We start from the raw sequence: 26,523 nt of genomic DNA on the forward strand, positions 1-26,523 counted from the left end.
ATTCAATTGTAGAGATAATGCCAATTTATACGGTAGAATCTTCCACAGGGTTTCTGACTTTGCCTATCATATACAAAAAAAGGCACCCACAGAATGGGTACCTCTATGCAAATATAAGCATTTGTACGTTAATGGGTAGCTTTTTTTAAAAAAGCCTCGTCAATTTCTTCCCCGCCTCCGATTGGCACGTATCCTATTCAGTAACAATTTCTTAAACTCCCGGTCGGCCCGGTTGAAGCCCGCCAGTTTGCGCGGAGAAATGATATCCGCCAGTCGCAAAAAATACTGACGTTTCAGGTCCAGTAATTCCTGCTCCATATCGAAGCGGCTTTCCAGAAATTGCTTTGCTTCTTCGTTAGACATATCGATCACCCGCCGCATATCCGACTGGTATCGTTTTCGGATCTTTCGTTCTTCCCGTTCGTACTCATTAAATACCGGCCAGAATTTTTCGGCCTCCTTGCTCGTCATATCGATCTTCTCGGTAATGAATGCTACCCGCTGGGCCTGCACCCGGTCCAGGGCGGCGGAAGAGATCTGATCCTCATCCCCAAAATCCTGTGCGCCGGCCGCAAAGGCCAGGCAGCAAAAACTCCAAATTAAATAAGCACGTTTCATGTCAATTTTTTAAATAACGAAATGCCTCAACAAAAGCTATCTTGTCCGTAAATACGTATTAGCATACTGCCTCCTCACAGCAGGTCCTCCAGGTCGATCTCATCGAGCAATTCATCGAAGTACTCCTCCATCAGTTCTCCGTCCAGGCTATCCTCTTCCATCAGCAAAGGCGCACTGCCCGGCTCTTCGGCCATTTCTTCCGCCAGCAGATCGAGATCAAAATCATCGATATGGTAGTCGATGTAATCATTGATATCCTCGTCCGTCATGGCTATATCGGGCGTTGTGTCCGCCACTTCACTCCGGTTAAAAACGGAAATGGTCACCAATAGTATGGCTACACCGGCCAGCGCCAGCGCGTAGGCCGGACGCTGAAAAAGCGACGATAAACCCTGCCACCACTGCTGCCAGACCGGCGGAGCGGCCGGCACGTCCCGGGCCGCAGCCTCTTCCCGCTGGATCCGCCGGAAGACCTCATCCGATAACTGATCGAAATAGCCCGGCGGCACTTCCGGCGGCGAGTTTTGTTCCCGCAGGCGGGCCAGATTCGGAGCGATGGACTCCAGTTCCTCCCGGACCGAACGTTTATTTTTTTCGTTTCCCATTAGATGATCGTATTAATGAGATAATGTTCAATCTTTTTCACGGCGTGGTGGTACGAAGCTTTGAGCCCGCCAACGGACGTCTTCAAAATCCCGGCAATCTCCGCGTAGCTCAATTCATCGTAGTAGCGCATTACAAAAACCTGTTTCTGCCGGTCGGGCAGGGTTTCCAGCGCTCGCTGCAAATGCTCCTGAACGGCTTCACCGTCCATCCAGGCGTCGGCCCGCAGCTGGCGGCCGGCCGTTGCCTCATCCTCCGGCTGCAGCTTATTTACGTGCCGTTGCCGTTTGCGCAAAAAGGTCATAGCTTCATTAGTCGCAATGCGGTACAACCAGGTGTACAGGGCCGACTGCGCTTTGAAACTGCCGATATTGCGGTAGACTTTCACCAGGCAGTTCTGCAGCACATCATTGGCGTCTTCGTGTTCGCCCACCATCCGGCGAATGTGCAGGTACAGGCGTTCCTGGTACGCCTGCATGAGCAGCCGGAAACCGCTGTCCCGTGTCTGCTCACTGCGCAGTAATGCCAGGAGTTTGTCCTCTGTGATTTTAGGTTCCGGTGCCTGCACCTGTGTCACTTTTTAGGTATTGGACGCCAATGATTACCAGAGGTTTAACGACCGGCCGGATTTTTTTATTGATCCGGTCCCGGAATTACGGGATCCTGAAGCGAACTTCCGTCGCTGCTGGTGGTCAAAGTTTCCTATAAATCAGGGGAAAGGCCGAAAAGTCCCAACAGTTTCGTAATTTTGTGGGAATTTTCTGATAAGGTTGCTTTTGAGGCTATCGATGAAGCTAATGGATTTGAAAGAACAGATCAACAAAGATAAATTGCCACGTCACATTGCCGTCATTATGGATGGCAACGGACGTTGGGCCAAGCAGCATGGTAAAGCTCGGGTTTTCGGCCACCGAAACGGAGTGAAAGCCGTGCGCGAAACCACCGAAGCGGCGGCCGAACTGGGTATCGAATACCTGACGCTCTACGCCTTCTCTACCGAGAACTGGAGCCGGCCGAAGCTGGAAGTCAGCGCACTGATGACCCTTCTGGTAGAGACGCTGAACAAGGAGGTCGATACTTTGATGAAGAACAACATTCGCCTCAAAGCCATCGGCGACCTCTCCCGCTTGCCCTCCAAAACCCACAAAGCCCTGTTACAAGGCATGAAACGCACCGCCGGCAACACGCGGATGACCCTGGTGCTGGCGCTGAATTACAGTGGCCGCTGGGAACTGGTGGAAGCCGCCCGCGAAATTGCCCTGCGGGTAAGTCAGGGCGACCTGGAAGCCGATCAGATCGATGAGGCTTTAATGTCCGCCGCCCTCAGTACCCGCGATATGCCCGATCCGGAATTGCTCATTCGCACCAGTGGCGAACATCGCCTGAGCAACTTTTTACTCTGGCAACTGGCCTACGCTGAATTCTGCTTTTCCCCCGTATTCTGGCCTGATTTCCGGAAAGAACACCTCTACGAAGCCATTATCGATTTTCAGAAAAGAGAACGTCGTTTTGGCAAGATTAGCGAACAATTAGTACGGTAACATACAACCAATCGGTCTTCCGATGGCTCTTTGAGTCGCTGTATGTAACGAAAAATAAGATCCGCCCGGCAGCAGTGTCGGGATTAATACGTTGTTAGTGAATAATAAAGAGTAAGACAATCCAGCCGACGCACTTTCACCGCATCCGGGATCCGGTGAAAACGCACGGAAAAAGATACACTGCTCGCCATTTAATAATCAGACTGTATGCAAAATATATTTGCGAAGTGGAAGGTTAATTTTCGCTTCCTCGTTTTAGTGGGAATTTTTTGTGTGAGTGCGGGTATCCGGACCGAAGCACAGGTGGCTACCGATACTTTACCGATCTTTAGTTACGACGAACCCAAGGAGTACGAGATCGGCGGCATCACCGTTACCGGTGCCAATTTCAGTGATGACAATGCCATTATCGGGGTTTCCGGCCTGAAAGTAGGCGATAAGATCCGCATTCCCGGTGGAGAGATCCCCCGGGCCATGAAATCACTGTGGAAGCTGCGCCTGTTCACCGATGTACAGATCCTGGAAGAAAAGACCATCGGCGACGTGATCTTTCTGGAACTCATCGTGCAGGAACGACCGCGCCTTTCCCGCCACTCCTACCGGGGCATAAAAAAATCCTACCACGAAGACCTCAATGAGACCCTGGAGCAATTCCTGCTGAAAGGCGGTATCGTGACGGAAAACGTCAAGGTCAACGCCAGCGAAGCCATTCAGGACTTTTTCATCGGCAAAGGTTTTCTCGACGCTGAGGTGAGCGTTTCCGAACAGGTAGACTCCAGCCGGATAAACTCCGTTGCGCTTGTCTTCGATGTCGACCGGGGTGAACGGGTAAAGATCCACGATATCATCTTCCAGGGCAACGAAAATGTAAAAGATAAGAAGCTGCGCAAGCAGATGGATAATACCAAGCGCAAAAGGCGCTTCTTGGCCTCCTCCAAATTCATCGAGGATGAGTACGAAGAAGATCAGGATGCCATTATCCAGTTCTATAATACCATAGGTTTCCGGGACGCTCAGATCGTTTCCGATTCCTTCTGGCGCAACGAGGACGGCCGCGTCATGCTGCAAATGAACATCGACGAGGGCAACCAGTACTATTTCCGGAACATCACCTGGAAGGGTAACTCCATTTATCCGACGGAGACCCTGGAATCCGTACTCGGTATTGAAAAAGGAGAGATCTATAACCAGGAACTGCTGGAAACCCGCCTGCGCTTCAGCCAGGACGGCCGCGACGTGAGTACCCTCTACATGGACAACGGTTACCTGTTCTTCCAGGTAGATCCCACGGAAGTTGCAATTGTCGGTGACTCCATCGACCTGGAAATGCGGATCTTTGAAGGGCCGCAGGCCACCATCGACAAAGTGGTGATCATGGGTAATGACCGTACCCACGAGCACGTGATCCGCCGGGAACTGCGGACGCGTCCGGGCGACAAGTTCAGCCGTTCCGATATCATTCGTTCCCAGCGGGAGATTGTCAACCTGGGTTATTTCAACCCCGAAGCACTGGATATCAACACCCCGGTCAATCCGCAGCGCGGTACCGTAGATATCGAATACACCGTAGAGGAAAAACCTTCCGACCAGTTGGAACTCTCCGCCGGTTGGGGTGGTAACCGCCGGGTGATCGGTACGCTCGGGGTAGCCTTCAACAACTTCTCTCTGCGGAATATCTTCAATAAAGAAGCCTGGCGTCCGTTGCCACAGGGTGATGGTCAGCGGGTGAGTCTGCGGGCTCAGACCAACGGTGACTTCTACCAGTCGTACAATATGTCTTTCACGGAGCCCTGGCTGGGTGGCAAAAAACCGACCTCCTTCACGCTGGCCGGTTTCTACAACCGTTTTGCTTTCGGTACCCGCGGTACCAGCAGCCGCCAGAGCTTCAACATTATACAGGGTTCGGTGAGCCTCGGTACGCGTCTGCGCTGGCCGGATGATAATTTCGTTTACAGCACGGCTATCAACATCCAGACGCTAAGTCTGGACAACTGGATCAGCGGTCTGTTCCGCACCGACGACGGTGGAGTGGTTTCCGAAGGGTACTACAACAACTTTAGTTTGTCGCAGACCATTGCCCGGACCACGATCAACGATCCGATCTTCCCGAAAGAGGGTTCCAAGTTCTCCCTGTCCTTACAGGCGACCCTCCCCTACTCGCTGCTGTTCTTCCAGGATCGGGATTACTCCGAACTGTCTTCCGCCGAACGCTTCCGCTGGCTGGAATACCACAAATGGCGTTTCGATGCCGAATGGTATACGCCGCTGGTGGGCAAACTGGTGCTGAAGGCCCAGTCCAAGATCGGTATTCTGGGTACCTACAACAAAAAAGTGGGTACGTCACCGTTCGAACGCTTCCAGTTGGGTGGCGACGGTATCAACAACCAGCAGTTTGGTTTTGCCGGGGTGGATATCATCTCCCTGCGCGGTTACGATGTGGAAGATCTGGAAGCCAACCTCGACCCCAACGGCGGTTCCGGAAATATCGCCACACCGGTATTCTCCAAGCACACGCTGGAACTACGCTACCCGCTGTCGCTTAACCCAAGTTCGACCATCTTCGTTACGGCATTTGCCCAGGCCGGTAATGCCTGGAGAACCGTACGGGATTTCAACCCATTCGATCTGAAACGTTCGGCGGGTCTCGGTCTACGGGTATTCCTGCCGATGTTCGGTACACTTGGTTTCGACTACGGTCTTGGTTTCGACAAGGAAGTTACTGCCGACAAGAAGCGGGGCACGTTCAACATCGTACTTGGTTTCGAACCGGAATAAACAAATACGACCAGCTCCGAATGGAGCAGCTTACTGTATATTTTTTCGGAGGCCTGCGGTTGAAATTTATTTCGGCCGCAGGCCTTCGGGTATAAGAAGCTGCTAATTTTTAGTAGTTTCACTTCATAAAAAATTCCGCCTGTGTTCCTTAGCATCCACTGGGACGTTTCTCCGGAGATCTTTACGATCGGTAATTTTTCCATGCGCTGGTATGGGGTCTTGTTCGCATCTGGTTTCCTGCTGGGACTGTGGATGGTTACGAAAATGTTCAAAGCCGAGGGAGCGCCCGAAAAGTGGCTGGATATCATTTTCTTCTTTATGATCGGCGGTGGGGTGCTCGGTGCCCGGCTCGGTCACGTATTTTTCTACGAATGGGATTATTATTCCCGTCATCTTTCCGAGATCCCGAAGATCTGGCAGGGCGGACTGGCCAGCCACGGTGGAGCCATCGGTATTTTGATCGCATTGTGGTTGTTTTCCCGTATCTATTCCAAACGATCCATGTTGTGGATACTGGACAAGATCGTAGTACCGACGGCACTCGCAGCCTTCCTGATCCGCCTGGGCAACCTGATGAACTCGGAAATTGTCGGTCACGTCACCAGCGTACCCTGGGCGTTTGAGTTTGTCCGGCACGCCGAAACCAATAACATCCCCCTCGAACCCCGCCACCCGGCGCAGCTTTATGAAGCCCTCGGTTATCTTGCCATTTTTGCTGTCCTGTATTATATCTACTGGAAAACGGAGAAGCGGCATCAGGAAGGCTACATTTTTGGACTGTTCCTGGTACTGGTGTTCAGCTGGCGGTTTATTGTGGAGCCTTTCAAGACCAGTCAGGGTGGTTTCGAAACCTACCTGGGTGACGCGCTATCGACCGGACAGTGGCTCAGCATTCCTTTTATACTGGCGGGCGCCTTCTTCATGGTGCGGGCCGGCAGGAAACAACCTACAGCCGATTTTAAGAAATAACAATCATTGGAACCTTCCATGATTTTTTTCAGTAGTATCGATTAGAGCCTATCCAGAAACCGTTTTTGATGTCGAAAATGACCAGATTTGGGTTCTCACGAAGTCATTTTCGAGTTTCGTAGCAGCGCTACGGAAGGAGAAAATGACGAAATGAGGTTCCATAGATGGTTATTTTAAGACCAAAGGATGGTTTTTGGATAGGCTCTCAACCAATCGGTTTAGCTGTATCGTCGATCCATTGTTTATTGAATTATGAACCCTTTTCTGGATACTTCTCTGGATCCGAATTTTGACCTGGGTAAGATCAGGTTCCACGGCCGTCTTGCCGGTGATGGCTGGCGCCACGAACATTTTACTCATTTTTTGACCTGCACTCAGATCTTGTTCTTCTTTACGGCAATCGTGCTGCTGTTTGCTCCCGTAGCGCCTTATATCTTTCCGGCAGCCCATCTTGACACCTGGATCTTCACGCCGCCTTATCTGTGTATACTATTATTCCTTACCTGCGGATTTCTTTTCAACCGGTTTCGGCTGGTGGCTTTGCTCCTTGCCCTTTCGCTATTTAGCTTCATGACGGTTAGTTATACGCTGTATGCACCTACTTTTAGTTTTTACCCATTCGGTTTGCTCGGCGCACTAACCGTGCTCGTGATGATGGCCATCGTTCTGCATTTCCTGGAAAAAAAACTGCGCAAATTCCTGATCAACGAACTGGAAAATAATCCCATTGCACCGTTCACCGTACTGCCGGGTGCGGACCTTCCCGGGCGAAGCGAAGTAGATGGCAGATAATAGACGTAAATTATTTCTTCCTTGGAACCGGGTAATTCCCCAAATACCTACCGTTCTTCCTCATGCTTTTTACACTAATAATTTTACGCTTCAGACATTCCGATCTTATCTCTAAAACAGAATAAATCCCTATCTTCATCCCATGACAAACCAGCCCGAAGAACAATACAAACCCGCCGAAAAACTGGAACTGGGAGCGATCGAAACCCAGGCATTTCCCAAAGTTTTCAAAAAAGTCAGTTGTCCTTCCTGTGAGGAAGAAGTACAGGCAAATAATCTTAACCTGCAAAATAGTATGGCCAAATGCGGCAGTTGCAACGCTATTTTTTCCATTGAGGAAGAAGTAGCAAGTGTAAAGGTCCAAAAGGATATGAAGCAGGAATTCATTCGACCGGAAGGTGTAGATCTTTTTTATTTCAAAGACGATTTGGACATCACCGTACAGCAACACATTCAGGGGCTGGACGCTTTCGGTATTTTCTTTGCTCCCATGTCGGCTATTTTCGCCCTATTAATTTACGTTGCTAAAGGGATATCTGTTCTTTATCCCGTTTTTTTCGCCATCATCACTTTGTACTTCCTTTACCGGGTCTTGAATTATTCCAGGAATAAGACCTATATCGATATTAACAGTAAATACCTGAGCATAAGATCTCGCCCGAAAAATTTCAAAAAAGACAGGACTTATGCTGCGAATGAGATCGATCAATTGTATTTAAAACATTCCGGGGACGGCATGGGCTACTACACCATTCATATGATCGTCAATGGCGTAGAAGGTCAGACTCACGAAAAATTGCTGACCCTTAATACCTTGTCCAAAGCAAAATATGTAGAACAGGAAATAGAGCGGTATTTGAATATTGAGGATAGAGCCGTACCGGAAGCTAATGTTTAAAGACAAAACGCCCCTCCATCTATAACTCTACCCAGACAAAAAGATCAAATTTTTAGAAAAGGATATTTTATGAGTAAGTTTTGGAAAGAGCCACAAAATGTAATCGCTCTGGGGGTGACCCTGATCAGCGTCTGTGCCCTCATCGTTTCCATAACTCAGACCCGTATTATGATCCGCCAAAGCGAATTGATGGATGTCCAGGCCCGGGCATCGGTTCGACCTATTCTACAGATCAATAAATACCAGGCGTTCGATCCAAAAACAAAGCAACTGACTGAATATCGTCTGGTAGCGGCCAACGGTGGTGTCGGTCCGGCCACTATCGATGAATTGCAGGTAGAATATAAAGGAAAACAGGTCAATGACTGGTGGGACATCTTCGCCACCATGGACCTGCACGATTCTATTCCTGATTACCTCACCACCGGTCAACTCAACAATACCGTCATCCAGGCGGGCCAGGCTGTTACCTTCCTGGACCTAACGGATAATATTGCGCTGGCCCGAATCGTCTACCGATCGCTGGACAGTATAAAAATGAGCATTCGTTACAGTTCTATCTATGGCGATGAGTTTGAAGGAACGCTTTCTTCCGATGGCTGGACAAACAAAGCCCTAGACTAAAAAATGCCCCTCATCCTACCGAAAAAGATCAGTCACAAAACAAAAAACCATCAACCGTCAACCATCGACCGTCAACCGTCAACCGTCAACTACATCTCAATACGCACCTCACCCCCACTAATCCGGATCGTCCGCAATGCTTCCGTACGCGTATCCACATCCAGATCGCTATTTTCCAGGCGCAGCACACCACGGGGGCACACCGCCGCACAGACGCCGCAGCCCACGCAGGACGCCCGTACCACATCCTGCCCGCGTTGCGCGTAGTGACGCACATCGATGCCCATTTCGCAGTAGGTTGAGCAATTGCCGCAAGAAATACACTGGCCACCGTTGGTCGTGATCCGGAAGCGGGATTTGAAGCGTTGTACCAAGCCCAGATAAGCCGCCAGGGGGCAACCGAAGCGACACCACATCCGGTTTCCCATCAGCGGGTAAAAGCCCGTACCCACTACGCCCGCAAAAGCCGATCCGATCATAAATCCGTACCAGCCCCGCACGGTATCGCTACTCATGAAGAGGATCTGCTGACTACCCGTAAAATAGGTATACAGCACCGCAATGGTCATGACCACCGCAAATACCAGCACCCCGTGGATGATCCAGCGTTCAAACTTCCAGGCCCGCAGACTTTTATCCGATAAATGGCGATAGGGATCCCCCATAGTTTCGGCCAGTCCGCCGCAACCGCACACCCAGGAGCAATACCAGCGCTTTCCGTAGAAATAGGTAAATACCGGCACGGCAACGATAATGAGCAGCACACCCCATACAAACATGAAGATGCCCAGCGCGCCGCTGTTGATCAGATTATTGATGTTCCAGTCGAAGAAAAAAGTATAGTTCAGCGGCCAGATATTTTTAAAGTCGAAATAAGGTTGGTTGAGTCGCACCAGGATCTCCGGCAGCAAGAAGGCGATCGCCGTCTGGAAGAACATCACGGAGATGGTGCGAATGATCTGATAGCGATTGTGCCGGTATTTGGCGATCATTTTGACGCCCATGACCAACACGATCACGGTGTACAGCAAACCGTAGACAAACCACTGACTGGCCTCGCCGCCGTTCAGGGCCCGGCTCAGCGGATCCGACATCCGCATCCAGGGCGTGATGTGTTCCGGGGCCCAGTACAGCAGTACGTAAAACAGGATCAGATAGGTCCCTGCGATCACCCCCAGCCAGGCCGTGTTCAGTCCGTATCCGGGCCCGGCGGATCGCGCGGGTGTACGCTCCCTGGAATTTTCGTAAGAGAATACCAGCCAGATGATGAGCCCCATGATCGCCGCCGTCACCGACGGCCAGAAGAAGTTATTAATGTAGAAGAATCCGTAGATCAGGATGCCCAGGATGGTGGCTCCGAGAAAGAACGTACGCCAGTTCAGATCCAGGCCGCGCTGCAGGCTGCTATGGAAAATCCGGTCGTTTTTGATCCCGGGTATTTTCAGGAAAACCGGAAGGATATACAGCAGGCCGCCGATGCTTCCCAGACCAATTGTCAAAAGCAGGAACAGCAGCGGCTGACTGGTCACGGGCCCTTCCGCGGATTGCCGGATGGTTGCCAGCGTATATTCCGTAAACTTCCAGTCGCCCAGCTTGTAATCCCATTCTCCCAGCCCCTCGGGGATGCCGGCTTCGGCCCGCTCGTTCAGGCTGGCCTGCGCATCTTGCAGTAAGCTTTTAAACTGGCCGGAAAAAGCAAAGCTGCTGCCGTAAGTCTTATCCAGGGCGTCGGCTGCGCGGGCTGCTTCCAAAAAGGCCTCGCGGTGGTAGTCATTGTCGATTGCCAGCGTGTCAGAAGAAAGTCGATATTGATCCAGGCCCAGCATCAGGGTGAAGATCCCCAGTGCCAATACGAATAATACCAGGCCGATGGTTTGTAAGTACTTCATGTAGCTTTAGTCTTTTGGGTTTAAAGGGCAGTTTTGGAACGTAGAAAACGCAGTGCCGCGGAAAGACTCCGCTTTTGTTTTAGCTGGAGGTTGCGGCCGCTCTGTTGATTGTAAGCGGCAACGACCGCCGCTTCGTGCTCCCGATAAAACTCGGGATCAAAATTGGCCAGGCCCAGTTGCTGGATCACTGTTTCAATGGGAGTGGCCTCGGCGATCCATTTGTCGCACACTTCGTGGCGGTACCGCACGCCCATCAGATTGAAACCGCTTACCGCGCCGTCCGCTTTTCGGTAATTGATCCGAATGGATTTTCTGCCGTCAGGATGTTCCCAGTAGAGGCTTTCGGTATCATCGGGCAGCGCCGCCGGAATATCACCGTACACCTGATATTCGATATCCAGGAATTTGGCAGAATTGAACCAGATCCCCGGATCGTAGGCCTGGGGTTGCCCGCAGAGGGTGTGGGCTACCGTTTCGCCCATCATACGCCCGGTGTACCAGACCGCTTCGATCGGGCGACGACCGGGTTTGGGCTCGCGCAATTGCACACAATCACCGATAGCGTAGACATCCGGCAGATTGGTTTGCAGGTGCTCATCGACCAGAATGCCGCGGCCAATTTCCAGTTCGCCATCTTTGAGGAATTGAATGTTGGGGTGTACCCCGGCCGTCAGACCGACGTACCCGCATTCGATGCGTTCGCCCTCATTGGTGATGACCGCACAGGCCCGGCCGTTGCCGTCATCAACGATCTCGCTGAGTTCGGTGGAAAGGCGTAGGTCGAAACCGTGTTCCCGGATGTGCCGACTAACCATTTCCGATTCTTCTTTCGGTAGCACGGCATCCCAGTAACTTTGTTCCCGGACGAGAAAGGTGACCGGTATGTGCCGGGAGTGGAACATTTCGGCCATTTCAATACCGATGAGCCCGCCGCCCACGATCACCGCCCGTTTCAGGCCATCGCTGTGCGCTTCCATATATTCCAGATCCTGATAACTGTACAATCCGCGCACACCGGCGAGATCCTGCCCCGGCCATCCGAATTTATTGGGAGCAGATCCCGTGGCGATGATCAGTTTATCGTAAGCCAGAGGTTCTCCCTCCGTAAACTGCAGTTGCTTTCCGGAAAAATCCACCCGTTCTACCCAGCCGCGGCGCAGGGCGATCCGGTTTTTCTCCCAGAACCAGGGTTCATAAGGCTGGGTATCCGTAAATCGCATGTGGCCCATGTAGATGTACATGAGAGCCGTACGGGAAAAGAAATAATCCGTTTCTGCAGAGATCACGGTGATCTGGTGATCGCTCATTTTTCGAATGAAGCGGGCCGCCGTAATTCCACTGATCCCATTACCGAGAATGGCTATGTGCATATCAATTAGGTGTTTTCAGTTATTAACCACAATATCTTTTAATTGCACAAGTGGTCGATAAGATTACAGTAAAGAGGTAATTTGTCAGGATATGTCCCAATCAGGACAAGCCTTCCGATGAAGTGGAAGCTTGAAGTTAGAAAATTATACCTGGATTTTAGGGTAACTGTTTCATTCCAAAGATGGGTAATTGTAAATCCGGGCGCACCAAAGCGGCTGAAAGATTGTTGCTACCTTCAGTTATTGGTTAGATCTCCCAAAATTGGATCAGGATCGGTAACCTGGTGGCCGGTAAGTAATACGAATATATTGTGGTTGAAAAATGATTCGCCGGACGTTCGTATATTACCTTTTTAACTCAAATACAGTTATATTTGAATTATATAAATAAAAGGGAAATATAACAGTGTTTACGCTGGTTTCCCGCGTTAAATATTGTTTAAAAACCTTGACATTTCCAGAAAATGAGGCCTATTTGAGTTTTTTAAACGAATTTTGGGAGAGCGCCATGAGATAAGACGACGAATTATGAAGCAATTTTTACTCTTCTTATTTTTTTTGGGTTCTATTTACAGCCTGGATGCACAGCGGCTGGTTAAGGTAGAAGCCATTAGTGATCGGGATATCCTGGTAGAGGATATTTCCGATATCAGTCTGGAAATTGAATTTACGGTCCGTCTCACCAATCTCTCCCACGATACGCTGTTGATCAAATGGGATAAAAAAGTCTATTCGCAACCGGCCGACTGGCTGACCCAGGTAAACGATGACAACGGGATCTATCTGCCCAATGTCCATACCAATTTTGGTCCCATTCCCGGCACAGATATTCCACTTTCCATTTTACCCGGACAGTCTACCGAAATTAGCATGCACGTTTTACCGCTCGGAACGGAAGGTGAAGGCTGGTACGAACTTTCCTTCTCCTATGCCGATGCTCCGGGTTATATTTTAGAATCCGTAGATTTTCGCACTTCCACCGGTGCCACGGCATCGGAATACACCAATTCCAAAGCGGAGATCCTGGTTTATCCGAATCCGGCTACCTTTTACTTTGAGGTGACGCCCAACAACCTGGTGGACGAGATCGACATCATTAATATTGTGGGAGGAAAGATCCGGAGTTTTCCCTACGAGCACGGTCAGCGCTATTCGATCGCCAACCTACCTTCCGGCATCTATCTGGTAAGTCTGGTAAACGCTAAGACTGGTGTAATCAAAACCATTCGCCTCGTTAAACGGACTTTCCGAACTTAAGTTGAACCGCTCAGGCAATTTCACGACCGAATAACCTCTTTACTGAGGGCATATTCTCCTGCACCTGTATTATTATCTCTATTGTTTAGTGGTAAGTGAGCCTATTGTTTAGCCAACTGGCGCTGTAGCCCCAGGAAGTGATTGATCCCCGATTGGTCGACCAGGCCCAGCAATCTTCCGTGCTTATTGCAAACCGGCAGGGCCCCCACTCCATTTTCCTGCATTTTCACCAGCGCCGATCGCAGCGGATCCGTATCCAGCATATACTCAAAATCGGTAGACTGCCAGTGATCGACACGTTGTTCCAGTTTTTCTTTCTTGGCCGCATCCAGTAAGACCTCTTCGGACAATACCGCCCGCAGGTTCTGCCAGCGGTCAAAGATCAGGAAACTGTGTTCCTTGTCCTGTTCTAGCAGGCGGTAGGCCAGCTGCATCTGATCTTCCGGATAAATGCGGGAAAAACGTTTGCGAAGGGCATCTTTCACCTGAAATTTTTCCAGGAACTGATCCTGCCGGGCCGCCCGGTATTCTACCGTAGCGTTGAAGTAAACGAATACACCGATGATCCCGGCCGCCCAGTTTTCGTACTCCCAGGCCAGCGCCAGCAGGATCACGGCAAACAACTGCCCCAAAAAGGTAGCGATCCGGGTAGCGCGTATCCGTTTCAGCCGAATAGACAGAAACGCCCGCAGAATACGACCGCCATCCATCGGAAAAGCCGGTAACAGGTTAAAGACCGCCACGGTGAGATTCAGGGCCACCAGTCCAAAAATGAACCACTCCCACGGCAGGATATTACGGGCGAAAAAATTCCCTTCGGACTGCAGGATAAAACCGAAGATCTGTTGCACCTTACCGTTGGATAACAGCAACAACAGGGGGGAAAAAAAGACCGCCAGGCCCACATTGACCATGGGTCCGGCCAGCGCAACGAGTAGTTCCTGATTCGGTTTATCCGGAAGTCTTTCCAGTACCGCCAGCCCACCTATCGGCAGCAACAGAATATTGCGGGTCTTTACCCCGTATCGACGGGCGGTAAGAGCGTGCCCCAGTTCGTGGAGCACTACACAGAAAAAAAGGACGAATACGGAAAGGCTGGTCCATCCCAGGCTATGCCAGTCCCAATATCCTTTTTTCGTCAGTACGGTATACACGATCCAGGCCAGGATCAAAAAAAAGCTCCAATGCAGTTGAATGGGAATACCGTACACCCTCGCTATCTGGAAAGAACCTTTCATATCTGCAAAGATGCATATAATTTGAATAAGGGTGGGTCAGGGTTTTAATGTGCTAAAGTTGAAACGTGTGAAGGTGGAAACGTATGAATGTGCTAAGGTGGAAACGTGTTAAAGTGGAAACGTTGGGATGCCCTTTAGCAACATTTCCACATCAACACTTTAACACATCAAAACCTTAACACATTTCCACATTCACCCGTTAGCACGTTTCCACATCAATCACATGTCGATATACGGTTTGCCCTTTTCCACCGCCCGGGAGATCACAATACGTTGTACTTCGGAAGTACCTTCGTAGATCTGGGTGATCTTGGCGTCGCGCATCAGGCGTTCTACGTGGTATTCTTTGACGAAACCGTAACCGCCGTGGATCTGGACGGCTTCCACCGTGTGTCGCATGGCCACTTCGGAAGCGTAGAGTTTTGCCATGGAACTGGCCGTATCGTAATCCAGCTTCTGATCCTTCAGCCAGGCGGCGCGGTAGACCATCATTTTGGCCGCTTCAATATCAGTGGCCATATCGGCCAGTTTGAAGGAGATCGCCTGGTGCTTGATGATGGGCTTACCAAATGCAGAACGTTCCTGGGCGTAGGCCAGCGACAGTTCGTAGGCTCCACCGGCAATTCCGAGCGCCTGGGCAGCAATGCCGATGCGACCGCCGGACAGGGTTTTCATTGCGAATTTAAAGCCAAACCCATCGTCTCCGATCCGGTTTTCCTTCGGCACTTTCACATCGGTATACATAATGGTGTGGGTATCGGAGGAACGGATCCCCAATTTATCTTCTTTGGCACCGATCGAGACGCCGTCCCAGTCCGCTTCCACCAGGAAGGCATTAATACCGCGGTGCCCCTTTTCGGCATCCGTTTGGGCAATGACGATGTGCAATTTGGAGGTGCCGCCGTTGGTGATCCAGTTTTTGGTACCGTTCAGCAGGTAGTGATCGCCCATATCGATGGCGGTAGTGCGCTGGCTGGTGGCATCGCTGCCGGCTTCGGGTTCAGACAGGCAGAAAGAACCGATCCATTCTCCGGCCGCCAGTCGGGGCAGATACTTTTGTTTTTGCTCCTCGGAACCAAAGGTCTCGATCCCCCAGCAGACCAGGGAATTATTCACGGACATGATCACCGAACAGGAGTTATCCACTTTGGAGATCTCCTCCATCGCCAGCACGTAGGAAAGGGTATCCATGCCGCCTCCACCGTATTCGGGAGAGACCATCATGCCGAGAAATCCCAGTTCAGCCATTCCACGGATCTGTTCGGTTGGGTATAGCATCTTGCTGTCTCGCTCGATAACGCCGGGTTTGAGTTCTTTTTGGGCAAAATCCCGGGCTGCTTCCCGAACGGCAAGCTGTTCTTCGGTTAGGTTGAAATTCATATTGGTTTTACTTGAAAATTAGATTTAGCGAATTTCCGCTAAATTACAACATTTGGTCCATCTATAACGGCCGAATGCCCGATTGTGTTGACAATCGATGGTAGAATGAAAAAAGTCCGTACATCTATGAATAATATTGTATACCATTAATTGCTATAGTAAAATAATTGTGCTATATTAGGGGCAAATTGTCCACATCTCCTCTGCATCATATTTCCCTAAAGTATCTGGTTTAAATACTAGGCATACCTTATTGTATACCCAAACAGACTATTTTACACTAGTAGTTACCCCCCTTACAGTATAGCACCAACTATCTCATTCTGGAATTTAACAATACATGCCCGCACCCAAGTGGTAGTGTGGGGTCCGGTATAACTTTGTCTAAATCTCAATAACATCACTAAATTAGGTACGTAATGAACCCTAGATCTCTATTTCAGAGGCCTGCTGAAGTCATTCCGAAAAGACTCAAGAGGCCCAAGGAGCATTCTCCAGCATTTTCTAACCTTCAAAAAATCTTACGGAAAAACAAAAATTTACAATTTGCTGATCCATTCAGGTTTACTTCATCAAAATTCGCGCTGAACTGGTCCTCTATTTTAAAATCGACTTTCCTTTTGATGTGCTTTCTGGCTACCACCGGCGGATTACAGGCTCAGGTTTGCCCCGGTGATCCCGTTCCGGGAAGCCAGATGGACCTTCGCGGTAACAGTGAGTACAAAGTTGGCGAATGCCCGGCAAACGATGTACAGATTGTCAGCGCTCGTTTGAGCATTCCCGGTGACGCCTGTAACTCCTGTACGCCCGGTACTACCGTCACGGCGAACCTGATCATTAGGATCACACACAACACGAACAGTCAAAACCGTTACCTCGGTGTATTTGCCGACCTGACGGAGAATTTCATGGGAGGATCGTCCTCTACCTGTAGCATCGTCCGCTGCTCGGGCCCATTAGCCAAGCAATCCACTTTCGACCTGGATTTCGGTACGGTCACCTTCACCTGTGGCAGTGAACTGGTGCTGGATAATATCCTGCTGGTCTGGACCGCTGCAAACGGAGCCTGCCCCGTAACCCCGGATAACAACCCGAACGGGAAGTATTGCTATGACAATCCGGCTATCGTTATTACGCCTCCTTTAAATGCAGTTATTGCGGCCGATTGCGGCACCGGTAATACGGCAGACATCAATCTGACCGTTACCGGCGGTTCCGGTAGTTTTTCTTACCTATGGAGTAATGGTGCTATGACCGAGGATCTCAATGATGTATCCCTCGGCACCTACAGCGTGACGGTAACCGACAACCTGAAAAATGACGCAAACGGTCAGCCGTGCCAGGTTACCCAGTCCATTACTTTCAACGGCCCCTGCTGCGAGCTGATGGTCAGTTGCAGTCCCAAAACCGCCAATATCAGCTGTGTCAATCCACTGCCGGAGGCGGCGGATACCGAAGCTGAATTTGAGGCGATATTCGGAGCCAACGCGATTACCGGTTACCCCTGCGGCCCGCTGAGTATTACCTACTCGGATAGTGGTACGCTCGATTATTGCGCCAATGGTAGCCAGATCGTCCGCACCTATACGGTTACCGACGGAGTGACGACGGAAACCTGTACACAGACGTTTACGGTGGTCTACACACCACCTACCCTTTCCAGTTGCCCGGGAAATGTGGTTAAAGCGGGCTGTACGACCCAATCGGAACTCAACACCGCCTGGGATAACTGGATCTCCAGCATCGAGGGCGTTACCGCCAGTGGTCTGTGTAATCCGGTCGTCTACGTATCTCCTCCCGTCGGCGATCTGACCAAACCGACTTTATGTAATCTAACCGATAATACGCAAACGGTGATCATCTCCGCCGATGACGGCTGCCAGGTCGTTCGTTGTACCACCAGTTTCACTTTGCAAGCCTATCCCAATGATCTGGCGGTGGATAATTGTCCGACCCCGGTAGACCTGGATGGTTGTACCGCCGATGCGGCCATCACCACGGCCTGGAATAACTGGATCACCGAACTTGGTAATATGGGCGCTACCGGTGGTTGCAGTCCGCAGGTCACCTTCGATCCGCCGCTCAACACCCTGGTACAGCCCTCGCAGTGTGCCGCTACCGATCAGGTCATTTCTGTAACGGTAACCGCTACGGACCTCTGCGATACCGACGACTGTACGACGACTTTCACCCTGAGAGCTTACCCGGATGACCTGGCTTTGTCCACTTGTCCGGTAGAAACCCTGGACGGATGTTCCACCCAGGCCCAGATCAACTCGGCCTTTGCCGACTGGATCGCCGATATTGAGGCGATGACCATTACCGGAAGTTGCAGCCCGCAACTGACCTACGATCCGCCGCTGGAAAGCCTCGTGGCTCCGACCGAATGTATGGGCTCCGAGCAAACCGTGAATGTAAAGATCATGGACCTCTGTGACAATGTGAGTTGCGATGCAACTTTCACCCTGCAGGCTCCGCCCGATGATCTGGACCTCGATGATTGCCCCACGGCTGTTGATCTGGACGGTTGTACCGCCAACGCCGCGATTACCAGCGCCTGGAATACCTGGTATACGGCCCTGTCCAATATGGATGCTACCGGTGGCTGCGATCCGCAGGTCACTTTCGACCCGCCGCTCAATACGTTGGTACAGCCCACACAATGTGCCGATCAGGATCAGGTCATTTCCGTGACCGTCACCGCTACTGACCTTTGTGATGAGCAGGAATGCACCACGACCTTCACCCTGAGAGCTTACAGCGATGATCTCGTGCTGGACGATTGCCCTGCTGCCGTCGATCTGGACGGATGTACGCCGAATATCGAGATTGCCGACGAGTGGGATAACTGGATCAGTGCGCTTGGTAGTATGGACGCTACCGGTGGTTGTGACCCGCAGGTCACCTTCGATCCGCCACTCAACACCCTGGTGCAGCCTACGCAATGTGCCGATCAGGATCAGGTGATTTCCGTGACGGTGACCGCTACTGACCTTTGCGACGAGCAGGAATGCACCACAACCTTCACGCTGAGAGCCTACAGTGATGATCTCGTGCTGGACGACTGCCCCACTGCCGTCGACCTGGACGGATGTACTGCCGACGCCGCAATTACGAGCGCCTGGAACTCTTGGTATACGGCTTTATCCAATATGGATGCCTCCGGTGGCTGTGATCCGCAGGTTACTTTTGATCCACCACTCAATACCCTGGTACAGCCCACGCAGTGCGCCGCTACCGATCAGGTCATTTCTGTGACCGTGACCGCTACCGACCTCTGTGATGAACAGGAATGCACTACTTCTTTTACCCTGAGAGCTTATCCGGATGATCTGGCTTTATCTACTTGTCCGGAAGAAACCCTGGACGGCTGCTCCACTCAGGCACAGATCAACTCGGCCTTTGCCGACTGGATCGCCGATATTGAGGCCATGACCGTCACCGGCAGCTGCAGCCCTGAACTGACCTACGATCCACCGCTGGAAAGTCTGGTGGCTCCGACCGAATGTATGGGATCCGAGCAAACCGTGAATGTAAAGATCATGGACCTCTGTGAGAATGTGAGTTGCGATGCGACTTTCACCCTGCAGGCTCCGCCCAATGACCTCGATCTCGATGATTGTCCTACGGCTGTTGATCTGGACGGCTGTACCGCCAACGCCGCTATTGCAAGCGCCTGGAATACCTGGTATACCGCACTGTCCAATATGGATGCGACCGGTGGTTGCGATCCACAGATCACTTTCGATCCGCCGCTCAATACCCTGGTGCAGCCCACGCAGTGTGCTGATCAGGATCAGGTCATTTCCGTGACCGTCACTGCTACGGACCTTTGTGACGAGCAGGAATGTACCACGACCTTTACCCTGAGAGCATACAGTGACGATCTCCTACTGGACGATTGCCCCGCGGCCGTCGATCTGGACGGATGTACGCCGAATAGCGAGATTGCCGACGAATGGGATGACTGGATCAGTGCGCTGGCCAGCATGGATGCGACCGGTGGTTGCGATCCGCAGGTTACCTTTGACCCGCCGCTTAATACCCTGGTGCAGCCCACGCAGTGTGCCGATCAGGATCAGGTGATTTCCGTGACGGTGACCGCTACTGACCTCTGCGACGAGCAGGAATGCACCACGACCTTCACGCTGAGAGCCTACAGTGATGATCTCGTGCTGGACGACTGCCCCGCTGCCGTCGACCTGGACGGATGCACGCCGAATATCGAGATTGCCGACGAATGGGATGACTGGATCAGTGCGCTGGCCAGCATGGATGCGACCGGTGGTTGCGATCCGCAGGTTACCTTCGATCCACCGCTCAATACCCTGGTGCAGCCCACGCAGTGTGCCGCTACCGATCAGGTCATTTCCGTGACCGTGACCGCCACCGACCTCTGCGATGAGCAGGAATGTACCACGACCTTTACCCTGAGAGCTTATCCGGATGATCTGGCTTTATCCACTTGCCCGGAAGAAACGCTGGACGGATGTTCCACTCAGGCGCAGATCAACTCGGCCTTTGCCGACTGGATCGCCGATATCGAGGCCATAACCGTCACCGGCAGCTGCAGCCCTGAACTAACCTACGATCCACCGCTGGAAAGTCTGGTAGCTCCGACCGAATGTATGGGATCCGAGCAAACCGTGAATGTAAAGATCATGGACCTCTGTGAGAATGTTAGTTGCGATGCGACTTTCACCCTGCAGGCTCCGCCCAATGACCTCGACCTCGATGATTGTCCCACGGCTGTTGATCTGGACGGTTGTACCGCCAACGCCGCTATTGCCAGCGCCTGGAATACCTGGTATACCGCCCTGTCCAATATGGATGCGTCCGGTGGTTGCGATCCGCAGGTCACTTTCGACCCGCCGCTCAATACCCTGGTACAGCCTACGCAGTGTGCCGATCAGGATCAGGTTATTTCCGTAACCGTCACCGCTACCGACCTTTGCGATGAGCAGGAATGCACTACGACCTTTACCCTGAGAGCCTACAGCGACGATCTCGTGCTGGACGACTGTCCTTCCAACGTTAACCTGGACGGATGTACGCCGAATGCGGAGATTGCCGACGAGTGGGATGACTGGGTCAGTGCGCTGGCTGGTATGGACGCTACCGGTGGTTGCGATCCGCAGGTCACTTTCGACCCACCACTCAATACCTTGGTGCAGCCCACGCAGTGTGCCGATCAGGATCAGGTTATTTCCGTAACCGTCACCGCTACCGACCTTTGCGATGAGCAGGAATGCACCACTACTTTCACCCTGAGAGCCTACAGTGACGATCTCGTACTGGACGATTGCCCCGCTGCCGTCGATCTGGACGGATGCACACCGAATAGCGAGATTGCCGACGAGTGGGATGACTGGATCAGTGCACTGGCTGGCATGGATGCCTCCGGTGGTTGCGATCCGCAGGTTACCTTCGACCCGCCGCTCAATACCCTGGTGCAGCCCACCCAGTGTGCCGATCAGGATCAGGTTATTTCCGTGACCGTCACCGCTACCGACCTTTGCGACGAGCAGGAATGCACCACTACTTTCACCCTGAGAGCCTACAGTGACGATCTCGTACTGGACGACTGCCCCGCTGCCGTCGATCTGGATGGATGTACACCGAATAGCGAGATTGCCGACGAGTGGGATGACTGGATCAGTGCGCTGGCTGGTATGGACGCCACCGGTGGTTGCGATCCGCAGATCACCTTCGATCCGCCACTCAACTCCCTGGTACAGCCCACGCAGTGTGCCGATCAGGATCAGGTCATTTCCGTGACCGTCACCGCTACCGACCTTTGTGATGAGCAGGAGTGTACCACGACGTTCACCCTGAGAGCCTACAGTGACGATCTCGTACTGGACGACTGCCCCGCTGCCGTCGATCTGGACGGATGCACGCCGAATAGCGAGATTGCCGACGAGTGGGATGACTGGATCAGTGCGCTGGCTGGCATGGACGCCTCCGGTGGTTGCGATCCGCAGGTCACCTTCGACCCGCCGCTCAATACCCTGGTACAGCCTACACAATGTGCCGATCAGGATCAGGTCATTTCCGTGACCGTCACCGCTACTGATCTTTGCGATGAGCAGGAATGCACCACTACTTTCACCCTGAGAGCCTACAGCGATGACCTCGTACTGGACGACTGCCCCGCGGCCGTCGATCTGGATGCCTGCACCATCGAGGCTGATATCACTTCCGCCTGGAACAACTGGATCAGCGCGCTCAGCAGTATGGACGCTTCCGGCGGCTGCGATCCGCAGCTTACTTTTGATCCGCCGCTCAACACGCTGGTACAACCCGAAAAGTGTGTTGAGACCGATCAGGTGATCTCGGTAACCGTAACGGCCTCCGACCTTTGCGATGAAAAAGAATGCACTACGACCTTTACGCTCCGGGCTTATGCCAACGACCTTCAGGTGGATTGCCCCGGCGACGTGAATTTACCTTCCTGTAGCACGGAAGACGAGATCAGCGCTGCTTACGATAATTGGAAAAACACCTTTATGGTATCCGGTGGCTGCAACACGACCTCCAACATCGGACAGATCCCGGATCTGCCGGATTTTGTCTGCGGTGGTGAAGTCAGCCTATCCTTTACCCTGGAAGCAACGGATGACTGTACGGAAAGATCCTGCTCCGCCAGTTTCTACGTAGCTCCGGCCGTAGAACTTTCCGTTAGCTGTCCGAACGATCCTAACCTCTCTGCCTGCGCTACGCAGGATGAGATCGAAGCCGCCTACCAGATCTGGAAGGACGGATTCGGATTCCAGGATGGTTGCAACCCGATCTCGAATATCGATCAGATCCCCGATCTGCCGCCTTACGTTTGCGGTGCTGCGGTCAATCTGTCCTTTACTTTGGAAGTTACGGACGACTGCAGAACCAAGTCCTGCTCCGCTACCTTTACCGTACCGGCCACTACTCCTCCGAGTATCGATGAGCCGGCCAAAGATAAAGTTGTGGAATGCGACGGTTCCGGCAACGTAGAGGCCCTGAACGCCTGGTTGGCGGACAATGGCGGAGCGGAAGCTTCCGATGACTGTAGTGAAGTACGCTGGGAAAATGATTTTGACGGACTATCCGATGAATGTGGCGCTACCGGTTCGGCAACCGTAACCTTTACCGCTTACGACAATTGCGGACTGTTCGCCCAAACCACCGCGACCTTCACCATCGAAGATACCAAGGCACCGGAACTCACGGGAGTTCCCGAAGTGATCCCGAATATCAACTGTGACGATCCGCTGCCGCCGCTGGAAGTGGTCAGCGCTACGGACCTTTGCTCCGGTGATATTCCGGTAGAAGCCACCGTGGATCCCTACGTAGTAGATATCTGCAACGGCTACAGCATCACCTACCGCTGGAAAGCCACGGATGACTGCGGACTGATGACCGAAGCCAGCCGGACCTTCCAGGTATTGCCGGACACCAAAGCGCCGGTGATCACGCCGTTGTTCGGTGACATCGAAGACGGTGCTACCATGTATGTACAGTGTAATAACGCTGATCCGGATTGGGATCCGTTCCAGATCGGAGTAGATGATTTTGACGTGATGGACGACTGTTCCAATGTGAGTGTCAAATTCGAGGATGTACTGGTAGAAGAGGCCGATTGCAGTGGATATTCCGATTTCCTCAGCAAGTGGAAATGTATATTCACCGCTACTGACGATTGCGGCAATACATCCACACTGACCTTCTATATGGTCATTTACGATGATATGCCTCCGGTATTTACCTACTTCCCGGAAGATAAAACGATCGATTGTGATGTATACCCAGCGATTGAAGAACCTATCGCAGTGGATGCCTGCAGCGGTGTAACGCTGGAACTGATCGAGAATAAGCCGGAAAAAGGAGGCTGTAACTATACCATTACCCGTACCTGGATCGCCAGAGATGGATGTGGTAGAATGACTTCCCGCACACAGACCATCTACGTAGAAGACAACGAAGCTCCGGTCATTCTTCCGGATCACCCGCTGATCATGGATCTGGAAGACGGAGACGAGGTAGAAGTGGATTGTGATATGTGGGGTACCCTGATGACCGAACTGGATGAGTATTCAATCGGTAAGATCGATAACTGTGATCGTACGCCAAAAGTCGATTACATGTTCATGACCGTAAATAATGCCGCCAACTGCGCCTTTGCGGGTTACACCGTAAGAACCCGTTCCATGTGGACCGTGACGGATGAATGCGGCAACAGCAGCACCTTTGAGGTGATCTGGCGACTGGTAGATAATACGCCACCGGTGATTTCCGGCGTACCGGCCGATGCCTGCGTTACGGAAATACCTCCGGTTCCCGAGGTTACCTTTGTGGATGCCTGTAGTTACGCGACCATGTCTTTTGAGGAAAGCGACCCGATCGCCTGTGAGGATGGCAGCGGCAGCTACATCCTGCGCACCTGGACGGCCGAAGACCAGTGTGGAAACGTATCCACCGCCAGTCAGAAACTGATCCTCGACGACGGTACCGGTCCGCAGATCAACGTGGATTATCCCGGATTTGAAGGCGTTGCCGACGGTGGAGAAGCGATCGTAGAAGCAGTCTGCACCGAAGGTTACGAATACGCATTGCCCGATCTGGCCGAATTCGTGCAGACTACCGACAACTGCATGGCCGGGGAAGTAACGACGACGCTCAGCCTGCTCAAAGAAGGCAACTGTGCGGAAAATGGCTATCTCTATCTCCTCGAACTGATGGTAGAAGCCAGTGACCTCTGCGGCAACATCTCCACCTACACCGTTAGTGTTAAAGTGGTAGATAATGAAGCGCCGGTTATTTCCGGGCCGATCGAAGCTACGGTTAACTGTAGTGATGAATTGCCCGACCTGGTTGCGGAAGATGCCTGTACGGAGATCGTATCCCTCACCGTGGAAGAACTGAACGAAGTAACCGAATTCTGCGGCACCCAGTCTCTGGAGAGATTGTGGACGGCTACCGACGCCTGTGGTAATGTCAGTACCATGGTGCAGACCCTGACCATCGTGGACGATGAAGGCCCCGAATTGATCGGACTTCCCGACGACGTTTGTGATGTCATTCCGGAGATCCCGGTCGTAACGGCCATTGACGCCTGTACGGGCGAAGAAGCGGAAGTTAGTTTCGAAGAAGTAACGGAAGACGGTCCGTGCGGAGATATCATCCGCCGTACCTGGTCTGCCACCGACGGCTGCGGCAATACCAGCACCCACACTCAGTCCATCTACTTCAACGATACCGAACCACCGGTGATCGGATTCAAAGATCCGGTACTGAGAAGAAGCGCGGAAGGTCGCCTGCGACTGGCTTGCGTAGACTATCCGGAATACCCGGCAGTAATGCCTACTTTCGGACCGGATGCACTGGAAGTTTCGGACGCTTGTACCGGCGATGTCGATGTCAGTCTGGATATCGAACTGATCAGCCTGGGAGACTGTGCTACGGACGGTTACCTGAGCAAGCACCTGTACACCTGGACGGCTACCGACCCCTGTGGCAACAGTGCGCAGATCGCGCTGGAGATCACCTTCATCGACAACTACGCACCCGTGCTGGTCGGCGTACCGCATGATCTCAAACTCGATTGTGATGATGAGATCCCGCACCCCGCAACGGTTACGGCTATTGACGATTGCTCCGAAGCTACCGTGAGCATGGAGGAAAGTATCGAATACTTTGACGGTGGTTACGCCATCCTGCGTACCTGGACTTCGGAAGATGCCTGTGGCAACTCTCGTTCCGAAACGCAGAAGATCAAAGTATACCAGTCGGAGATCAGCGGCACCTTCAGTAGTACCGCCAAGATCAATTGCGGATCGGACGGCAATATGCTTTCCATCGCCGTATCCGGCGGAAAAGAGCCGTATACTTACTTCTGGGAAATGGTGGACTGCGACGGTTTCATTACCGATGGCCAGCAAACGAAGAAGATCACCTATACGGCCGGTTATACTACCCTCAACTTCCGGGTACGGGTAATGGATGCCGGTGGCTGTGTCGCGATCTTTGAAACTTCGATCGAATGTATCAAGGAAGAAGCTCCGGATAAAGTGGAGATCATCAATGTGTTTGGCCGCAATCTGCTCTCCGGTAACCAGGATAACCCAACGGGTGATAAGGTTACACTGGATCTTACGGAATACCGCGGTATGAACGGATCGTTCCTCATTGTTGATGCCGCTAACCGTCCGGTTCGTTCCTTTAATTACCAGCCGGTACCTAACGATCCGGTTGATTTTGATCTGGAGGGTCTGGCACCCGGCGTATACCGTCTGGAAATGCGGGATCAGCCCATCAACATCTTCCCGAATCCGACGGCGACCAATGCCATGATCGACCTCAGCACCTTCAGCGGCGCCTCCGGTACCCTGATCATTTACGACATGCATGGCAAAAAAGCCAAGGTGATGGAGATCGACGAGGTAACGAACGATCTGATAGAATTGAAACTGGAGCAGTTCGATGCCGGTTTGTACCAGGTATCCTTCCGCTCGAATAACGGACAAATGGTAAGCCACAAGCTGATCATTCAGCGTCCGTAAGCTTTAAAACATTTTTGTCCCTCTTACTAGA

Annotated in this window: 15 protein-coding genes; 8 read left to right on the forward strand and 7 right to left on the reverse strand. The window is 52.1% G+C overall.

Annotated elements, in window-relative coordinates; genetic code table 11:
- Positions 1-159: 159 nt before the first annotated feature.
- The 3 genes from CRP01_RS23750 to CRP01_RS23760 form a co-directional block, all read right to left on the reverse strand.
- Positions 160-618 (reverse strand): hypothetical protein, encoded by a 459-nt coding sequence (locus tag CRP01_RS23750; protein WP_099152608.1) that lies wholly within the window; start codon positions 616-618, stop codon positions 160-162.
- A gap of 74 nt (positions 619-692) precedes the next feature.
- Positions 693-1,223, reverse strand: coding sequence for a hypothetical protein (locus CRP01_RS23755; RefSeq protein WP_099152609.1), 531 nt, complete (start codon positions 1,221-1,223; stop codon positions 693-695).
- Positions 1,223-1,798, reverse strand: coding sequence for an RNA polymerase sigma factor (locus CRP01_RS23760; protein WP_233752738.1), 576 nt, complete (start codon positions 1,796-1,798; stop codon positions 1,223-1,225). The genes CRP01_RS23755 and CRP01_RS23760 overlap by 1 nt, the downstream gene beginning before the upstream one ends.
- 220 nt (positions 1,799-2,018) lie before the next feature.
- On the opposite strand from CRP01_RS23760, the gene CRP01_RS23765 reads away from it, so the two are divergent.
- From CRP01_RS23765 to CRP01_RS23790, 6 genes are all read left to right on the forward strand, one after another.
- Positions 2,019-2,762, forward strand: coding sequence for an isoprenyl transferase (locus tag CRP01_RS23765; RefSeq protein WP_099152610.1), 744 nt, complete (start codon positions 2,019-2,021; stop codon positions 2,760-2,762).
- Between the two features lie 207 nt (positions 2,763-2,969).
- Positions 2,970-5,537 carry an outer membrane protein assembly factor BamA gene (gene bamA, locus CRP01_RS23770; protein WP_099152611.1) on the forward strand — a complete coding sequence of 856 codons (2,568 nt, stop codon included), beginning with the start codon at positions 2,970-2,972 and terminating at the stop codon, positions 5,535-5,537.
- 141 nt (positions 5,538-5,678) lie between these two features.
- Positions 5,679-6,506 carry a prolipoprotein diacylglyceryl transferase gene (lgt, locus tag CRP01_RS23775; protein ID WP_099152612.1) on the forward strand — a complete coding sequence of 276 codons (828 nt, stop codon included), beginning with the start codon at positions 5,679-5,681 and terminating at the stop codon, positions 6,504-6,506.
- 252 nt (positions 6,507-6,758) lie between these two features.
- Positions 6,759-7,298: a hypothetical protein gene (locus tag CRP01_RS23780; RefSeq protein WP_099152613.1), complete on the forward strand. Its 540-nt coding sequence runs from the start codon at positions 6,759-6,761 to the stop codon at positions 7,296-7,298.
- Positions 7,299-7,440: 142 nt separating this feature from the next.
- Positions 7,441-8,196: a hypothetical protein gene (locus tag CRP01_RS23785; RefSeq protein ID WP_099152614.1), complete on the forward strand. Its 756-nt coding sequence runs from the start codon at positions 7,441-7,443 to the stop codon at positions 8,194-8,196.
- 69 nt (positions 8,197-8,265) lie between these two features.
- Positions 8,266-8,820, forward strand: coding sequence for a hypothetical protein (locus CRP01_RS23790; RefSeq protein ID WP_099152615.1), 555 nt, complete (start codon positions 8,266-8,268; stop codon positions 8,818-8,820).
- Positions 8,821-8,909: 89 nt separating this feature from the next.
- On the opposite strand, the gene CRP01_RS23795 is transcribed toward CRP01_RS23790, so the two are convergent.
- On the reverse strand, positions 8,910-10,709 hold the full coding sequence (locus tag CRP01_RS23795; protein ID WP_233752739.1) for a 4Fe-4S binding protein: 1,800 nt from the start codon (positions 10,707-10,709) through the stop codon (positions 8,910-8,912).
- A gap of 20 nt (positions 10,710-10,729) precedes the next feature.
- Positions 10,730-12,079 carry an NAD(P)/FAD-dependent oxidoreductase gene (locus CRP01_RS23800; RefSeq protein WP_099152616.1) on the reverse strand — a complete coding sequence of 450 codons (1,350 nt, stop codon included), beginning with the start codon at positions 12,077-12,079 and terminating at the stop codon, positions 10,730-10,732.
- A 528-nt stretch (positions 12,080-12,607) separates the two neighbouring features.
- Here CRP01_RS23800 and CRP01_RS23805 point away from each other — a divergent pair.
- Positions 12,608-13,336: a T9SS type A sorting domain-containing protein gene (locus tag CRP01_RS23805; protein ID WP_099152617.1), complete on the forward strand. Its 729-nt coding sequence runs from the start codon at positions 12,608-12,610 to the stop codon at positions 13,334-13,336.
- A gap of 101 nt (positions 13,337-13,437) precedes the next feature.
- Here CRP01_RS23805 and CRP01_RS23810 read toward each other — a convergent pair whose 3' ends face one another.
- Entirely contained in the window at positions 13,438-14,574 is a 1,137-nt protein-coding gene (locus tag CRP01_RS23810) for a site-2 protease family protein (RefSeq protein ID WP_099152618.1), read from the reverse strand.
- A gap of 219 nt (positions 14,575-14,793) precedes the next feature.
- On the reverse strand, positions 14,794-15,954 hold the full coding sequence (locus tag CRP01_RS23815; protein ID WP_099152619.1) for an acyl-CoA dehydrogenase: 1,161 nt from the start codon (positions 15,952-15,954) through the stop codon (positions 14,794-14,796).
- A gap of 623 nt (positions 15,955-16,577) precedes the next feature.
- On the opposite strand from CRP01_RS23815, the gene CRP01_RS23820 reads away from it, so the two are divergent.
- Positions 16,578-26,492 carry a T9SS type A sorting domain-containing protein gene (locus CRP01_RS23820; RefSeq protein ID WP_233752745.1) on the forward strand — a complete coding sequence of 3,305 codons (9,915 nt, stop codon included), beginning with the start codon at positions 16,578-16,580 and terminating at the stop codon, positions 26,490-26,492.
- Positions 26,493-26,523: the final 31 nt, after the last annotated feature.

It is taken from the genome of Flavilitoribacter nigricans DSM 23189 = NBRC 102662, assembly GCF_002646595.1.
Taxonomy (GTDB): Bacteria; Bacteroidota; Bacteroidia; order Chitinophagales; family Saprospiraceae; genus Flavilitoribacter; species Flavilitoribacter nigricans.

What these genes read in the sequence shown, in the direction of transcription:
- CRP01_RS23780 (WP_099152613.1), top strand. Translation starts at nt 6,759, where the DNA reads ATGAACCCTTTTCTGGATACTTCTCTGGATCCGAATTTTGACCTGGGT.
- CRP01_RS23805 (WP_099152617.1), top strand. Translation starts at nt 12,608, where the DNA reads ATGAAGCAATTTTTACTCTTCTTATTTTTTTTGGGTTCTATTTACAGC.
- CRP01_RS23790 (WP_099152615.1), top strand. Translation starts at nt 8,266, where the DNA reads ATGAGTAAGTTTTGGAAAGAGCCACAAAATGTAATCGCTCTGGGGGTG.
- CRP01_RS23750 (WP_099152608.1), bottom strand. Translation starts at nt 618, where the DNA reads ATGAAACGTGCTTATTTAATTTGGAGTTTTTGCTGCCTGGCCTTTGCG.
- CRP01_RS23800 (WP_099152616.1), bottom strand. Translation starts at nt 12,079, where the DNA reads ATGCACATAGCCATTCTCGGTAATGGGATCAGTGGAATTACGGCGGCC.
- CRP01_RS23755 (WP_099152609.1), bottom strand. Translation starts at nt 1,223, where the DNA reads ATGGGAAACGAAAAAAATAAACGTTCGGTCCGGGAGGAACTGGAGTCC.
- CRP01_RS23815 (WP_099152619.1), bottom strand. Translation starts at nt 15,954, where the DNA reads ATGAATTTCAACCTAACCGAAGAACAGCTTGCCGTTCGGGAAGCAGCC.
- CRP01_RS23820 (WP_233752745.1), top strand. Translation starts at nt 16,578, where the DNA reads ATGTGCTTTCTGGCTACCACCGGCGGATTACAGGCTCAGGTTTGCCCC.
- CRP01_RS23810 (WP_099152618.1), bottom strand. Translation starts at nt 14,574, where the DNA reads ATGAAAGGTTCTTTCCAGATAGCGAGGGTGTACGGTATTCCCATTCAA.
- CRP01_RS23795 (WP_233752739.1), bottom strand. Translation starts at nt 10,709, where the DNA reads ATGAAGTACTTACAAACCATCGGCCTGGTATTATTCGTATTGGCACTG.
- CRP01_RS23785 (WP_099152614.1), top strand. Translation starts at nt 7,441, where the DNA reads ATGACAAACCAGCCCGAAGAACAATACAAACCCGCCGAAAAACTGGAA.
- bamA (WP_099152611.1), top strand. Translation starts at nt 2,970, where the DNA reads ATGCAAAATATATTTGCGAAGTGGAAGGTTAATTTTCGCTTCCTCGTT.
- CRP01_RS23765 (WP_099152610.1), top strand. Translation starts at nt 2,019, where the DNA reads ATGGATTTGAAAGAACAGATCAACAAAGATAAATTGCCACGTCACATT.